12 protein-coding genes are annotated in these 14,320 nt (G+C 64.8%); 6 read left to right on the plus strand and 6 right to left on the minus strand.

Annotated features, from left to right (window positions below; all coding sequences use genetic code 11):
• Positions 1 to 78: 78 nt before the first annotated feature.
• The 4 genes from E5678_RS00605 to E5678_RS00615 all read right to left on the minus strand — a co-directional run bounded on the left by E5678_RS00605 (position 79) and on the right by E5678_RS00615 (position 3,170).
• The gene (locus tag E5678_RS00605; protein WP_168708456.1) at positions 79 to 1,230 is read right to left on the minus strand and encodes a cytochrome c peroxidase; all 1,152 of its coding nucleotides are present in this window, start codon (positions 1,228 to 1,230) and stop codon (positions 79 to 81) included.
• Positions 1,231 to 1,298: 68 nt separating this feature from the next.
• Positions 1,299 to 1,715 (minus strand): hypothetical protein, encoded by a 417-nt coding sequence (locus tag E5678_RS22200; RefSeq protein ID WP_168708457.1) that lies wholly within the window; start codon positions 1,713 to 1,715, stop codon positions 1,299 to 1,301.
• A 7-nt stretch (positions 1,716 to 1,722) separates the two neighbouring features.
• Positions 1,723 to 2,583: an amidohydrolase family protein gene (locus E5678_RS00610; RefSeq protein ID WP_210731962.1), complete on the minus strand. Its 861-nt coding sequence runs from the start codon at positions 2,581 to 2,583 to the stop codon at positions 1,723 to 1,725.
• 104 nt (positions 2,584 to 2,687) lie between these two features.
• The gene (locus E5678_RS00615; protein WP_136176738.1) at positions 2,688 to 3,170 is read right to left on the minus strand and encodes an EVE domain-containing protein; all 483 of its coding nucleotides are present in this window, start codon (positions 3,168 to 3,170) and stop codon (positions 2,688 to 2,690) included.
• Between the two features lie 186 nt (positions 3,171 to 3,356).
• Between E5678_RS00615 and E5678_RS00620 the strand changes: the two genes are divergently transcribed.
• Complete coding sequence (locus E5678_RS00620; RefSeq protein WP_136176739.1) at positions 3,357 to 5,003, plus strand: FAD-binding protein; 1,647 nt, start codon at positions 3,357 to 3,359, stop codon at positions 5,001 to 5,003.
• A gap of 45 nt (positions 5,004 to 5,048) precedes the next feature.
• Here the strand turns inward: E5678_RS00620 and E5678_RS00625 are convergent, their stop codons facing one another.
• Positions 5,049 to 7,100 carry a response regulator gene (locus E5678_RS00625; RefSeq protein WP_136176740.1) on the minus strand — a complete coding sequence of 684 codons (2,052 nt, stop codon included), beginning with the start codon at positions 7,098 to 7,100 and terminating at the stop codon, positions 5,049 to 5,051.
• Positions 7,101 to 7,443: 343 nt separating this feature from the next.
• Here E5678_RS00625 and E5678_RS00630 point away from each other — a divergent pair, with 343 nt between their 5' ends.
• The 3 genes from E5678_RS00630 (at position 7,444) to E5678_RS00640 (ending at position 10,204) form a co-directional block, all read left to right on the plus strand.
• Complete coding sequence (locus E5678_RS00630; RefSeq protein WP_136176741.1) at positions 7,444 to 8,673, plus strand: multidrug effflux MFS transporter; 1,230 nt, start codon at positions 7,444 to 7,446, stop codon at positions 8,671 to 8,673.
• A gap of 102 nt (positions 8,674 to 8,775) precedes the next feature.
• Entirely contained in the window at positions 8,776 to 9,570 is a 795-nt protein-coding gene (locus tag E5678_RS00635) for an alpha/beta hydrolase (protein WP_168708458.1), read from the plus strand.
• Between the two features lie 67 nt (positions 9,571 to 9,637).
• Positions 9,638 to 10,204, plus strand: a complete 567-nt coding sequence (locus E5678_RS00640) for a DUF2889 domain-containing protein (RefSeq protein WP_136176743.1) — start codon at positions 9,638 to 9,640, stop codon at positions 10,202 to 10,204.
• A gap of 67 nt (positions 10,205 to 10,271) precedes the next feature.
• Here E5678_RS00640 and E5678_RS00645 read toward each other — a convergent pair whose 3' ends face one another.
• Positions 10,272 to 11,462: a serine hydrolase domain-containing protein gene (locus E5678_RS00645; RefSeq protein WP_136176744.1), complete on the minus strand. Its 1,191-nt coding sequence runs from the start codon at positions 11,460 to 11,462 to the stop codon at positions 10,272 to 10,274.
• A gap of 167 nt (positions 11,463 to 11,629) precedes the next feature.
• Here E5678_RS00645 and E5678_RS00650 point away from each other — a divergent pair, with 167 nt between their 5' ends.
• Together E5678_RS00650 and E5678_RS00655 are read left to right on the plus strand one after the other, a co-directional pair.
• Entirely contained in the window at positions 11,630 to 12,055 is a 426-nt protein-coding gene (locus E5678_RS00650; RefSeq protein WP_348770359.1) for a PACE efflux transporter, read from the plus strand.
• A gap of 208 nt (positions 12,056 to 12,263) precedes the next feature.
• Entirely contained in the window at positions 12,264 to 14,318 is a 2,055-nt protein-coding gene (locus tag E5678_RS00655; protein ID WP_136176745.1) for a TonB-dependent receptor, read from the plus strand.
• The last annotated feature ends 2 nt before the right edge of the window (positions 14,319 to 14,320 follow it).

The following is a 14,320-nucleotide window of genomic DNA, read 5'->3' on the forward strand; positions in this document are numbered from 1 at the left end:
TTCCTTCCGGCTGTGGGGTTGAGGGGTTGGCGGGGGCCGTCCAGTGTAGCGCTGTGTCAGGCGGAAGGCCTGGGCGCCTCAGCGGCTCAGGCTGCGCAGAAAGGCGGCGAGATCGGCGGCTTGCGAGTCGTTCAGATGCAGCGCCCGCAAGATGCGTTCACCGTCGGCGTGCAGGCGCTCTTCGTTGAGTTCAGCGTAGTGCTGGACCACGTCTTCGATGCGGCCCAGGCTGCCGTTGTGCATGTACGGCGCGGTCTCGCTCAGCTGGCGCAGGCCGGGTACCCGGAATTCGCCGAAGTGCCGGGGCTCCAAAATCACATGGCGCGTGCCCACCGCCCTGGGGTCCTGCGCGCCGGCGTCGTTGAAGCGCCCCAGGCGGTTGTAGTCGCTTTGCAGCAGTTGCTGGAGCCCGCGGTAGCGACCGGCATCCACCCCACCGGGCACAAAAAAGGGCATGCCAATGTCGGCGAACTCGCCGTTGGTGAAGCGGGGCCCCGCATGGCAGACGGTGCAGCGGCCCTCGCCGATGAACAGGCGCAGGCCACGCTGGGCTGTCAAGGGGTAGTTGGCCGCCGCAGCGGTGTCCCCCCGGGCCAGCGCATCGCGGAAATCATCAAAAGGCGTGCGGGGTGAGACCAGGGTGGCCTGGTAGGCGGCCAGGGCTTTGGCCACGTCGACCACCAAAGTGGCGTCGTCGGTGGGCAGCGCCTGCTGGAACGCTGCCTGATAACCGTCGGCAAGCTCGGGTGTGCCGCGCATGCGATCGCCCAGGCTGCGCAGGGTCTGGTGCATTTCGCCCTCGGTCAGCAGCGGTGTCAGGCTGGCGGCCCACAGGGAGTCGTGGCTGCCGCCCCAGCCCAGCCAGCGCGCTTGCGCGCTGTCGAGCAGGCTGGGCGTGTTGCGCTGGCCGTCGAGGCGGCCGACGGCGGTGGGCAGGCCGTCCTGAAAGGCTCTGGCTGGCTGGTGGCAGGTGGCGCAGGCCAATTGGCCGTTGCCAGACAGACGCGGGTCAAAAAACAGCGAGGCACCCCATTGGGCGACGGTGGTTTGTTTCGCCACCCGGTTCGAGGCGTCTTCCCGGGCCGCGGGTGGCCACGGACCGTGGGCCTGGATCTGAGCCTGTTCGCCGGGCGAAAAATCCAGCAACCCGGCAGGAGGGGGTGGAGCCCGTGTCTGGCTGGCGGCTGGCAGCACTGCCCAGGTCGCGCCCGCAGTCAGCAGCGCTGGCAAAGCCCATCGCCTCAGGATGCCCAGCCCGGGACTGCGCCCGGGGCCCGGTTGCGCGCTGCCGCCTGGTTTCACTTCAGGATCACCGACCGGGTCAAGGTGTGGGTCTGGCCATCGAGGCGGGTGTCCACTTTCAAGGCCCAGCGCCCGGCCATGTGCCAGACCATGCCTTCCACCCGCCACTGGCCATCGTCCAGGGCGGTGAAGGAAGGCTTGTAGTTCATGCCGTGGCGGTGGTCCGGCATTTCCGCATCCACCTTCATCAGCTGGGCCGACACCGGACACAGCGTGAGCCGCATCACAAAAGGCTCACCAACCGTGGGCAGCGCCGGTTCGGTGGTCCAGCTCGCTTGCACCGGCCCCGACACCATGAGCGCCGGCGCATCAGCGGGCAAAGGGCAGGTGGCGGCCTGCGCGGTGAGGGCTGCGCCGCTGCACAGTGCCGCGATCAGCAGGGTTCGGCCTGCACATGAGGTTTCATTCTGCATGGCGGTGTCAGGCCTTCAACAGCGAGGCGAACAGCGCTTCACCGTTGCGGTAGGCGATGCGCTCGGCCACGTCCCGCGGCACATCGGCCAGCCAGGCCCGTGTCCAGTCGGCGTGTTCGCCTATGTAGTACCAGCGCTCGGGCGTGAAGGTGTCGGTGCCCACGACGAAACGGTCGGGATAGGCCAGGAAGGCTGCCCGCCAGCCCGGGTCGACGCGCCCCATGGTGGCGTGGTCGCTGCGGAACGCGAGGTCGCACCAGAGGTTGGGGTATTGGCCGAGCATGGCGCGCACCTTCTCGGGCGCATCAAACCCTGAGTGGGCCCAGAGAATGCGGGCGCCCGGGTCTTGCTGGAACTGGCGTTCAATTGCGTCCGCGTCTGAATGGGAGTGCAGAAAGATCCGGTACTGCTTGGCCAGGCCGACGACCTTGCGCATGACGGGCAGATCGGCGTCTTTGCCATAAATGTGGTACTCGCCGATGGCCGCGTATTTGTATTTTTCGAGCCGCTGTTCCAGCATGCCCACCACGCTGGCATCGTGCATCCAGGTGCCCAGCTCGCCGCGTTTGCGGTAAGGGCGCAGCGACGGGATGATGAGATCGGGTGCTTCGGCGTAAAGCATCTGGGTGCCTTCATCGCTGCTGCTGGAGACCATGGCGCGCTTCAGCCCGGCCTTGCGCAGCAGCGCCACAGCGTCTTTCGGCGGGAGCTTTTCCCAGGCGTCGTGGCTGTAATGCAGGTGGGCGTCAAAGATGGGCAGCGGCGCATCGGCGGCTTGCGCCTGGCTCAAGGTGGCCAAGCTTGCCGCGGTGCCCAACAGCCAGTCTCGGCGGCGGATGGCTGGCTGGTGCATGTTCAGAGGGTTCATGGGGTGTCCTTGGGTGCGGGGGCTCAGGCCATTCAGCTTAAAAGAAAGGGAATAACCCCGAACCCTGCTGCAAAACGGGCCACATGGCGTGCTGGGCGGCGCCGTCAGGCGCCGAGCAGCTGTTCGGTAATGAGTCGCCAATGGCCTTCGCTCACCGGGGTGATCGACAAGCGGTTGCCGCGTTTGAGCAACAGCATGTCGGCGAGCTCAGGCACAGCGCGCAGCGCCGGCAAACCCAGAAGTGGCGTCTTTTTCAGCGCTTTGACGTCCAGCAACAACCAGCGCGGGTCATCGGGGGGCGACTTGGGGTCGTGGTAGGGCGATTGTGGGTCGAACTGGGTGGGGTCGGGGCGTGTGGTTGAAGCCACCTCGGCGATCCCCGCGACGCCCGGTTCGGGGCAGCTGGAGTGGTAGAACAGCACGCCGTCGCCCACCTGCATGGCATCGCGCATGAAGTTGCGTGCCTGGTAGTTGCGCACGCCGGTCCAGGCCACGGTGGCATTGGACGCCGCGAGCGCGTCGTCGATCGAGCACTCGTCGGGCTCGGATTTCATGAGCCAGAAATGGGGTGGCCGGGTGGGGGACATGGCCACATCTTAGCGGCGTCTGGCCGACGCCGGCAGCCCGGGTTTGCCCGCCAAGCGGTACTTTTTGCGTCATTTCGCAGGTGTCAGGGCCGCGATCCGATCACTTCTCCCTAGCATCGCCCCTGGCCCGGCTCCTTGTGTGCGGGGCCTTGAACCAACCCATCAGTTTCAGGGAGATGTGACGCCATGATTGCCCCATTTTTTGAAGAAGTTTCCCGCCTGCCAGGCGTGGATGTGCTGGACCGGCTCAGGGCCGAGGCGGTGTATGGCCAGGACACCGGGGGCAGTGAGCGCTTCCCGGCCGGGGCCATCGTGGTGCGCGCGGCGGGGTCGATACGGGAGGTGCTGGCGCTGGCCAACCGGCACAAGACACCGTTGTGGCCCATCAGTGGCGGGCGCAACTTCGGCTACGGGACTGCTTTGCCTGTTGACACGCGCAGTTTCATTCTGGATCTGTCCCATCTGCGCGCCGTGCAGATCGATGTCGACTCGTGCACGGCGTTGATCGAGCCGGGCGTCACCCAGGCCGATCTGCACGCGGCGATCCTGAAAAGTGGCGCAAAGTTGCTGGTGCCGACCACCGGGGTGGGCCCGAACGGCAACATCCTTGGCAATGCACTGGACGGCGGCTACGGCCTCACGCCTGTGGCGGACCATTTCGATGCGGTTTGTGAGTTTGAAGGGTTCTGGGGCAATGGCACGGAATTTCGCCATGTGTACCAGGACATGGCCTGTGCCGAAATGGCCAAGCGCTGGGCGCCGGGCACCGGCGCTTCCTGGGCGGGTTTGCTGCGCCAGGGCAACTTTGGCGTGGTCACCCGAGCGCGTGTGCAACTGGCCAGGGCGCCTGAGGCCACACGCATCCTGGTGTTTGAGTGGAAGAGTGACCAGGCCTTCGAGGCGAGCCAGCCGGCGTTGAGTGCCCTGGCAGAGGAGATTCCGGGCATTGGCGGCATCATCATGATGAACGACAGCCGCGTGTTGTCCACCCAGGTCGACACGCCGCTGGCCAATCCGCTGCGGGGCGATGTCCGGCAGGCCTATCTCAAAGAACTGGCTCGGTGCCGCAAGATCTCGCCCTGGACCGGTCTGGGGACCTTGTACGGGTCGAGCGCGGCGGTCGCCGGGGCGGTGAGCGATATTCGCCGGCGCCTGAAGCATTGCCGGGTCTGGAGCTTCAGCCCGGCCCAGATCCGGCTGCTGCAGAAAACCCTGCACCACCTGCCCACATGGGGCTTTTCCGCGCTGCGTCGGCATTTTGGCTCGCTGGTCAACACCCTGGGCACCGTCGAGGGGTACCCCATCGTGGCGTTTCTCAAGATCGCTTATGCCCTCGATCCACGGGTCAAAACCCTCACCGAGAAGGCTCATCCGGCCAAGGATGGCGTGGGCATCCTCTGGTATGCCCCCTTGATCCCGTTCACCGCGGCCGAGGTCAAGCGCTACCGAAAAGTCATGAGCGACTGCCTGGGCACCAACGGTTTTGATCCTTTGCTCGCGGTGACTTCGCGGTCCTCACGGGCGCTCTCTGGCACGATTCCTGTCCTGTTTGACCGCTCCAATCCCGTTGAGGTGGCGCGGGCGCACCACTGCTACCGGGAGCTGGTCAAAGTGGGGCTGGCCAATGGCTGGCCGCCGTACCGCATCGGTGTCAATGACATGGACTTGGTGGCCTGCCCGTCAGATTCGGCCAGCGCGCAGGTTCAGCGGCTGATCAAGCAGGCGCTGGATGGCAACGGGGTGGTGGCGGCCGGGCGCTACGAACACGCTTCACCGCAAGCCGGTTCCTCACGCCAGGCGACCGGCGCCCCGGTGCAGCCGGTGGCGCACTGAAGGCGGAGCCGCGCACAGGTCGCTGCCAAGCCTTCGCGGGCGTCCTCAGGGTGGCGTCTTGCGGACCACGGCGGTGGCCAGCCGGTCGACAGCGGCGAACAGCTCTTCGACGGTGTCGGGTTTGTAGATCAGCTCGTTCACACCGGCAGCGGGCGCATCGGCGCGCAGGCTGTCGTTGATGTGGCCCGAGGTGATGGCCACGGGGGTGTGTACCGATCGTGCCTTGACGGCGCGGGCGAAATCGAGGCCCGACATGCCCGGCATGTTGTAGTCGCTGATCACCAGGTCAAACTGCGCCGGATCGCGGCAGAAAGCACTCAAAGCTTCGGTGGCATCAACAAAGACGCTGACGCGGTAGTGCTTTTTTTCCAGCAGGCGTTTCATCAGAAACGTGATCAGCTCATCGTCGTCCAGATAGAGGATGTGCGGCCCTTCCGGCCGCAGCTGATCGCCGTCGAGCGACATCATTTCCAGTGCGCCAAACTCGCTCGCCAGGGGTGCGGGTGCCGTCGCCGGCTCTTCGCCGTTGGCGGCACTGGCCGGGAAGTACAAGACAAACGAGGTGCCTTCACCAGGTGCCGTCTGGACGTCGAGAAAAGCCTGGTGGTCACGCAGAATTCCGTGCACCACAGCCAGCCCCAGACCGGTGCCGCTGCCGGGTGGTTTGGTGGTGAAAAAAGGCTCAAAAATACGGGCGCGGGTCTCATGGTCCATGCCATCGCCGTTGTCGCTCACGGTCAGTCGGGCCCAGCTGTCCACGGGATCTTCTCCCAGCCCGAGGTGTGCGAGCGCAGCAGGGGTTGCCTGCGGCGGCAGGCCTTCATAGGTGTCCAGCGTCACCGAAATCACGCCCGGACGCCCCTTGGGGATGGCTTGCCAGGCGTTGGTGCACAAGTTGAGCAGCACTTGTTCGATTTGCGTGGCATCGGCCAGCACGATCGGGGTATCCGGGTCGCATGTCACGCGGAGGTCTGTGCCCGCGGGCAGGCTGATGCGCAGCAGGCGGGTGGACTCTTCGACAATGCGCTTGAGGCGCATGTCTGTGCGCTCCAGTACCTGGCGGCGGCTGAAGGCCAGGATCTGTTTCACGAGGTCGCGCGCGCGCCGGCTGGCCTTGCGGATTTCCAGCAGGCTGGTGCGGACGGGGTTGTCCCGGTCGGTATCGCTGAGCGCCAGCTCCACGTTGCCGAGGATGGCGGCCACGATGTTGTTGAAATCGTGTGCCACGCCACCGGCCAGCGTGCCCAGCGCTTCCATCTTCTGGCTCTCACGCAGCTGCGATTCGAGCACGGTGCGCAAGGCGTCGGCTTCGCGGCGCTCGGTGAGGTCAAAATCGATGCAATAAAACTCGGGCTCGCTGCCCGGGATGTCCAGGTAGGCGTGGCTGGAGAACACCTCGATCGGTGACCCGTCCTTGCGCTTGAGCACCAGGTCGCCTTCCGGAATGGACTCGCCCGTGGCGATCATGTGGGCCGTGGCGAGCTTGACGCCTTCGATCATGCTGGGTGGGATGATGAGATCCAGCAGGCTGCGGCCAATGGCCTCCTCGGCGGTGTAGCCGTACAGGCGCTCCGAAGCCTTGTTCCAGTAGCGGGTGATGAGGTCGGTGCCGTAGCCCTGGACCGAGACGTTGGACACGCGGTCCAGCATTTGTCGGTACCGCGCGTCGGTGTCCCGCACGGTCGCTTCGGTGCGGCGGCTGTGGGTGATGTCGGAGATGAAGGTGTCCCAGGCCGTGCTGCCGTCGTCCAGTCGATGGGGGCGGGCCACACCATGCAGCCATTTTCGCTGGCCCGAGGGCGTTGTGATGCGCCATTCATACGACCAGTCGCCGAGGTGGGCGGCCGAAGCCTGGATCGAGTCGCGAAAAGGGCCGAGGTCCTGGGCGTCAACCATGTCCCAGAGGGCCGTGACGTTGCGCTCGATCGTGGGGTTGTCCAATTCCCACAAGTCGACGCAGCCGGGGCTCATGTGAGCCATCTGCTCGCTGCCGTCCGGTGCCAGAACATAGCGAAACACAGCGCCAGGGAAGCACGCTGCCATCTTTTGCAAGTGGGCTGCGACGGCTTGCTGGGCCGGCGCGCGGTCGGAGGTCACAGGTATGCCTTGGGAAAACACTCAATGGACTTGACCGGCGATGAACCGGGCTTGAGGACACTGTATCGGAAGTAAACCGTGTTCGCTTGATGCCATTTCCGGTGCGCGCAATTGGACGGTGAACGGCCGTCGCGCCGCTGGCCAGTGCGTGGAACCCTGTGCCATCCTGTGTGTACCATCGCATGTGACCTGCGCGACGCCACCTGGACGCCTGGCGGGGCACACTGCCCGTGGCGCTGCATCCGTCAAACTGGGTGGCGCAAAAGTCTGCCTCTGAGCCAAAGCCGGTGCACGGTGCACAAGTGCCCGGGTCCGGATCCGCCTCGTTTCTCAACCCCATTCCATGCCATCCCCCCAAGCTTTGCTGGCCCGTCCCCGCCGTCGGTTGATCGCCAACTTGCTGGCGCAATTGGCGTTTGGCTTGTTGGCCATGACCATATGCTTGCCATCCATGCAGGAGTGGGGGGGCATCTTTGGGCGCGATCAGGCGGCCGTCCAGCTGACGTTCAGTGGCTTTGTGGTGGCTTATGGGGTGTTGCAGCTGGTGTATGGCCCGGTGTCTGATCGCCTGGGGCGCAAGCGGGTGTTGCTGTTTGGGCTGACCCTGGCCTGCGTGGGATCGGTGCTGGCGGCGCTCTCGGGCAGTTTGTCCATGCTGGTGGGCGCGCGGGTGCTGCAAGGTGCTGGCTGCGCCGCGGGCATGGTGGTGGGGCGCGCCATGGTGCAGGATTTGTTTGAGGGCCCGGAGCGCACCCGCGTGATGGCCTATGTGGGCATGGCCATGGGTTTTTGCCCCCCACTGGCCATGGTGTTGGGCGGCCAGTTGCATGTGTGGCTGGGGTGGCAAGCCAATTTCGTCTTGATGGCCCTGCTGTCGGTCGGGCTGTGGGTGGCTGCCTGGCGGGGGCTGCCCGAACACCCGCGAACGGTGGCGGCTTCGGCTGCAGGCCATTGGTTGCCCACGATGCTCGCGTCGTACAAACGCCTGGGGCAAGAGCCTGCTTTCATTGCCTTTGTGGTGATCCTGTCGTCCACCACGGCTTCGTTTTATGCTTTTCTGGCCGGCGCACCCATCGTGCTGGGCAGCTATGGTGTCGGCCCGGCGGGCGTGGGCTTCTACATCATGGTGGGACCGCTGTCTTACATCGTGGGCAATTTTTTGACCACGTACCTGGTGCACCGCTGGCACGAGCGGCTCATCATGCGGGTGGGCCAGGCCTTGACCGTCGGCGGTATCTCGACCATGGTGGGTTTGTCGCTGGCCGGGCTGCACACGCCACTGGCGTTCGCTTTGCCCATGGTGCTGCTGGGCATGGGCAACGGTTTGCTGGTCCCGCCGGCCTTGGCCGGTACCGTGGGGATCGTGCCCGCTCTGGCCGGCGCCGCAGCCGCCGTGGCGGGCTTGATGCAGCAACTCATGGGCGCTGTGGGTGGTTTCGCCGTGGGCTTGTTTTCCCACGATGATGCGGTCCATCTGGGGCTGCTGATGTTGGTCTTGGCCGGGTGTGGTGTGGCGGCGCAAGTGTGGTTGCACAACATGCCCAGCCAGCCGCCGCGTCATGCCGCACAGTGACCTGTGAGGTTGTTGGCGCCACGTTTTTCCCCGGGCGCGCTTGGGGATTCGATAGCATGGCACGGGTCGGTCACGAACCGCATCAAACAAATGGAGCATGGCATGGCAAGTTGGACAGGGCATCGAGGGTTGAGGTGGATGGGCGCCATGCTGGTGTGTGCCTGGCTGGCGGGGTGCGCTGTGCCCCGCGCTGCCCGGGTGCCCATGCCGTCGTTGTCATTGCCCGCTGAGGCGGGGCGGGTGGCGCCTGTTCTGATTGTTTTCTTGCCGGGCTCGCAGGAGGTGCCGCAAGACATCGTGGACGAAGGGTTTGTGGCCGAGGTGAAGCGGCAGGGACTGGACGCCGATGTGATCGTGGCCGATGCCCACATGGGGTACTTCCGCACCGGAACCTTTGAGCAGCGTTTGCGAGAAGACATCGTCGCGCCGGCGCGCCAGCGCGGCTACAAATCGGTCTGGCTGGCCGGTATTTCGCTGGGCGGCTATGGCGCCATGCAGTACGCCCGCGCGTACCCGGATGATGTGGACGGCATTGTGGCGCTGGCGCCGTTTGTGGCCACCACCGATGTGTTGCGCGAGGTCTCTGACGCGGGTGGTTTGCTGCACTGGCGCTCTTTGTGGCCGGCACTACCTGGCGACCACCAGCGCGAGCTCTTGCGGTGGCTACAGGGCTATGTTGACCCCGGCTTGAGCCGACCTCCGCTGTACATCGGCTACGGCGAAACCGACCGTTTGCAGCCTTATGAGCCGCTGATGGTGCCTTTGCTGCCGCCCGATTGGCTGCTGAGCGCACCCGGTGGACACGACTGGACCCCCTGGAAGCAAATGTGGGTCGATGTGTTGCAGCGCCTGCCATTGCCGCGCCTGCCGGGGCACCAGGCCTCGGTGCAGCGGTAAGACGCGACAGCCCTTTTGGTGGGGATCGATCAGAATGCCGGCTTCCCCGTCTTTTTGAGGTGTTGTTGTGCCCTTACCCCAGCCCGTTTCCCGAAAGCCCCTGCACACGCGCCGCGTCGAATACCGCGGCTACGAGCGCGAAGATGGCTTGTGGGACATCGAAGGTGAAATGATCGACACCAAGCCACACGCCTTTGAGATCGAAGGCGAGCGGCGGTGGGAGCCCGAAGAACCCATCCACCACATGCACATTCGCGTGACGCTGGACGACCGGATGGTTATCCGCGAGATTGCGGTGGCGATGGATGCCTTCCCCCACCAGCCATGCCCCCAGGCGCAGGCGCCCATGCAGCGCATGGTGGGCGAAACCGTCGGCCGTGGCTGGCGCCAGACCATTGAGCGCCACCTGGGTGGCATCCAGGGCTGCACCCATCTGCGGGAACTGTTGTTCAACCTGGCCACGGCGGCGTTTCAGTCCCGATCGGCTTCTTTCGCACCCCCATCCGACGGTCAACCGCCCTTGCACCTGGGCAAGTGCCTGGCCTGGGACTTTAATGGGCCGGTGGTTGAGAGGGTGTACCCCCTGTTTTTTCGCTGGCAGCGACCGGCCAGGGCCGTCCCCGGCGCCGCCTGACGCCACCCCTACCGATTCGCATTCCAAGTGAGAACGACGCCGCTATTGCTTTGAAGGCGAGCCGGTATCAGTCGACCAGGGTGGCGTAGGCCAGGTTGCGAAACAGGTTGCGGATGGGATCGCGCTGGTTGGGTGCCTGGGTCATGAGAATCCCGAAGAAGTCTTCGGCGGGATCCACAAAAAACGTGGTGCCCGCGATGCCGCCCCAGTGGTAGGTGCCCACCGATCCCGGCATGGCCGACACGCCGGCGTGGGTGCGCACCGCAAAGCCCAGGCCAAAGCCATGACCGGGCGGGAGCAGGGGATCGTCGCTGGGGATGCTGCCCAGGTGGTCGGCGGTCATGTACTCCACGGTGTGTGTGCCCAGCAAGCGGGTGCCGTTCAGCTCTCCCCGGTTCAGCATGAACTGCAGGAACCGGGCGTAGTCGGAAGAGGTGGACATCAGCCCGCCCCCGCCGGCCTCCAGCGCGGCGTCCTTGCGAGGATCCAGCACCCGCATGGGGATGCCGCCGTCGGGGTCGTGAGCGAAAGGCTCGGCGATGCGGGCGTGTTTGGCTGGCGGCACCGAGAAAGCGGTGTCGTGCATGCCCAGTGGCGCAAAGATGGCGGTCTGCAAATGCTGGCCCAGTGTCTGGCCTGTCAGCACTTCGATCAACCGGCCGAGCACATCCGTGGCGCGGCTGTAGGCCCAGCGTGTGCCGGGTTGGTGAAACAGAGGCAAGGCAGCCAATGCCTGGCAAAACGCGGCATTGCTGCGTTCCCGTGAGCCGATGTTGGCCTGGGCGTATTGTTGCTGGACGTGGGCAGTGCCCAGGAACTCGTAGGTCAGGCCTGCGGTGTGGCGCAGCAGGTCTTGAACGGTCGCGGCTTGTTCCGCAGGCCGAAGCTCGACCGAACCGTTCTGCTCCGTTGCCACCTGTTGTCCGGCGAACGCCGGCAGGTATTTCTCCACCGGATCGGTGAGCAACAGCCGGCCTTGTTCAACCAGCATCATCACCGCCACCGACACCACGGGCTTGGTCATGGAGTAGATGCGAAAGATGGCGTCGCGCGCCATCGCCGGGTCGTGGGCCGGGTTCAGCTGTCCCACCGCTTCATGCAGGGCAATGCGCCCATGGCGGGCCAGCAGCACCACCGCGCCGGGCAGGTAGCCCCGGTCCACCTCAGCCCGCAGCACGGAAATCAGTCGGCGGGTGCGGTCCGGGCACAAGCCCAGATCGGTGGGGTCGGCGGTCGGCAGGTCGGTGGTTGACGTCATCGGGCGTGGCCTGGTGTTGGGTTGGGATGGATTGGGCGTTGGCGGAGCAGGGGCTCGCGGAGCACAGCATGCCACGCGCGCAGCCCGGGGACAGACGCCGGCTGGACAGGGTTGGGTCTGCCCAGCAGGCACAATCCGATGGATCTATGGCAATTACTTTGAAACCCATGACCCGCCGCGTGGTCCAGGCGGTGCTGTACGAAGCGCTGGCGGTCGCTTTTGTGGCGCCTGTGCTGGTGATTCTGTTTGGGCGTTCGCCTGGGTCCACCATGGCGTTGACGCTGGCCATGTCCTTGATTGCTCTGGCCTGGAACTATGGGTTCAATGCGCTGTTTGAGCGCTGGGAAGTACACCAGGCAGTGAAAGGCCGGTCCTGGCGGCGCCGGGTTGCCCATGGGATCCTTTTTGAAGGGGGGCTGGCGCTCATCCTGGTGCCGTTCATGGCCCTTTGGTTGGGCGTGGGTCTGTGGGAGGCTTTGCTGGCCGATATCGGCATTCTGTTGTTTTTTCTGGTCTACACGGTGGTGTTTACCTGGTCTTTTGACCGTGTTTTTGGACTGCCGCTGGCCGCCGCCCGGCCAAAGACCTCGTGAAGGGTTGAATGGGGTGCCAACGGGGCGCTTTCGCCGCGTTGGTGGGGGCTGAAAGCGCAAATTCAGTGTTTTGTATGACCGTCGCAGCTTGAAATGAGTGCTTTTTGTGCGCCTTTTTCTGCTTCAGATCCATTCCGTTTTTGCCGATACTCTTGTTGACATTCGAGACACTTATTTTCAAGTGTATTTCGATGAACGGAGTCCTTTCATGCCCTTTCATTGCCCGCCGCCTTTCTTCAATCACCGCCGTTCTGCTGGATCGCACCATCCGCTCAAGGTGCTGGTCGCTTGCCTGGCTGGGTTGTGGGTGTCTGGCGCATGGGCCGCATCGGCGGTCAAACCGGTTGACGCCACCTGGATGTCGCTGGAAGAGTTGATGTTGGTCGAGGTGAGTTCCGCCGCCAAGCGCCCGCAGACGCTGGCCGACACCACCGCGGCCGCCTACGTGGTGGGGCGAGATGACATACGCCGCTCGGGCGCGACCCATGTGGCCGAAGTCCTGCGTCTGGTGCCGGGGGTGCAGGTGTCGCGCATCGATGGCAGCCGCTACGCCGTGAGCATCCGGGGCTTCAGCAACCGCTACAGCGGCAAGCTGCTGGTGTTGCAAGACGGGCGCACCTTGTATTCCCCCCTGTTCGGCGGCACCTACTGGGAAGCCCAGGATGTGGTGCTCGAAGATGTGGAGCGCATTGAGGTGATCCGGGGCTCCGGCGGCACCCTGTGGGGCGCCAACGCGGTCAATGGCGTGATCAACATCATCACCCGGCAGGCCAAAGACACCCAGGGCACCTTTTTGGAAGCGAAAGCCGGGTCCCTGGAGCAGGGGGTTGCCCTGCGCCACGGCACCACGCTGGGCGAAGACGGCCACATGAGGGCTTACCTCAAACTGGATGACCACGAGGCCCTGGATACGCCCACAGGTGAGCAAGCACATGACGCCTGGCGCCAGAAACGCGCCGGCTTTCGTGCCGACTTCGGGCCCACCCTGGCCGACCGTATGACGGTGCAGGGCGATGTGTACGAGACCCTTGCCCAGCAGAGCCTCCTGTATATGAACGAGTCCACCTTGTCTTCGGGCTACGTGCCCGATACCTCCAAGCTGTCGGGGGTCAATCTGCTGGCCCGCTGGCAGCACCAGGAAGCGCCTGACCGCAGCTGGCATGTCCAGGCCTATGTGGATCAGGCCAGGGTGAGCGGCCTGGTCCAAAAAAGCCAGACCGACACCTTGGACCTCGAATGGCAAAGCCGCATGCCGCTGGGCGCCGATCACGACGTGACCTGGGGTCTGGGCTACCGGCTTGCACGCATGAGCCTGGACGGCAATTTCAACATCACCATGACGCCCAGCGAAGACAGCCTGCGCACCTACAGCGGCTTTGTGCAAGACGAAATCCGCCTGCGCGACGATTGGCAGCTCACGCTGGGCAGCAAGCTGGAACACAACGAGATCACCGGTCTCGAAGTGCAGCCCAACGCGCGCCTGCTGTGGCGCGCCTCCCCGACCGACAGCGTCTGGGCGGCGATTTCCCGCTCGGTGCAAACGCCCTCACTGGCCATCACAACGGTGGATTCCCATGTCGCGACGCAGGAGTTGCCGGTGGTGGGGCCCGCCGTGGTGGCGCCGCGCGGCAACCCGGATCTGAGTTCGGAAGTGGTCGTTTCCCGTGAGCTGGGCTACCGGGGGCAGCTGACGCCGGCGCTCAGCCTGGACGCTGCGCTGTTCCACAACACCTACAAGGGCGTGGTTGCCCGTGAGTTCGGTGCGTTGGCGTTCGAGCCTTATCCGGTGCTGCCGGTGAACTTCAGCAACAATTTCAAAGGCACGACCTACGGTTTTGAGGTGGCGAGCAGCTGGCAAGTCGCGCAAAGCTGGCAACTGAAGGGCAGCTACAGCTGGCTGAACATGAGCCTGAACCCCAAGAGCCCGGGCATCCAGGCCATTCCGGCCTTTGGCCAAGAGCACAGCTCTCCACAACACCTGTTGCAGCTGCATTCATTGCACAACCTGAGCCACAACCTGGAGCTGGATGCCAATCTGTATTTCAACAGCAAGCTGGGCTTCCTGACGCCCGACGGACAAGTCGATCTGGGCAGCCACACCCGCCTCGATCTGCGCCTGGGCTGGCGTCCCGCGCGCAACCTGGAGGTCAGCCTTGTCGGGCGTAACCTCTTGACGCAGCGCAACAGCGAGTACGTGGCTGAAGACGTTATGGCCAGCGAAGTGCCGCGCAGTGTCCTGTTGCAGGCCAAGTGGACCTATTGAAC

Source organism: Hydrogenophaga sp. PAMC20947, assembly GCF_004795855.1.
Classification (GTDB): domain Bacteria; phylum Pseudomonadota; class Gammaproteobacteria; order Burkholderiales; family Burkholderiaceae_C; genus Hydrogenophaga.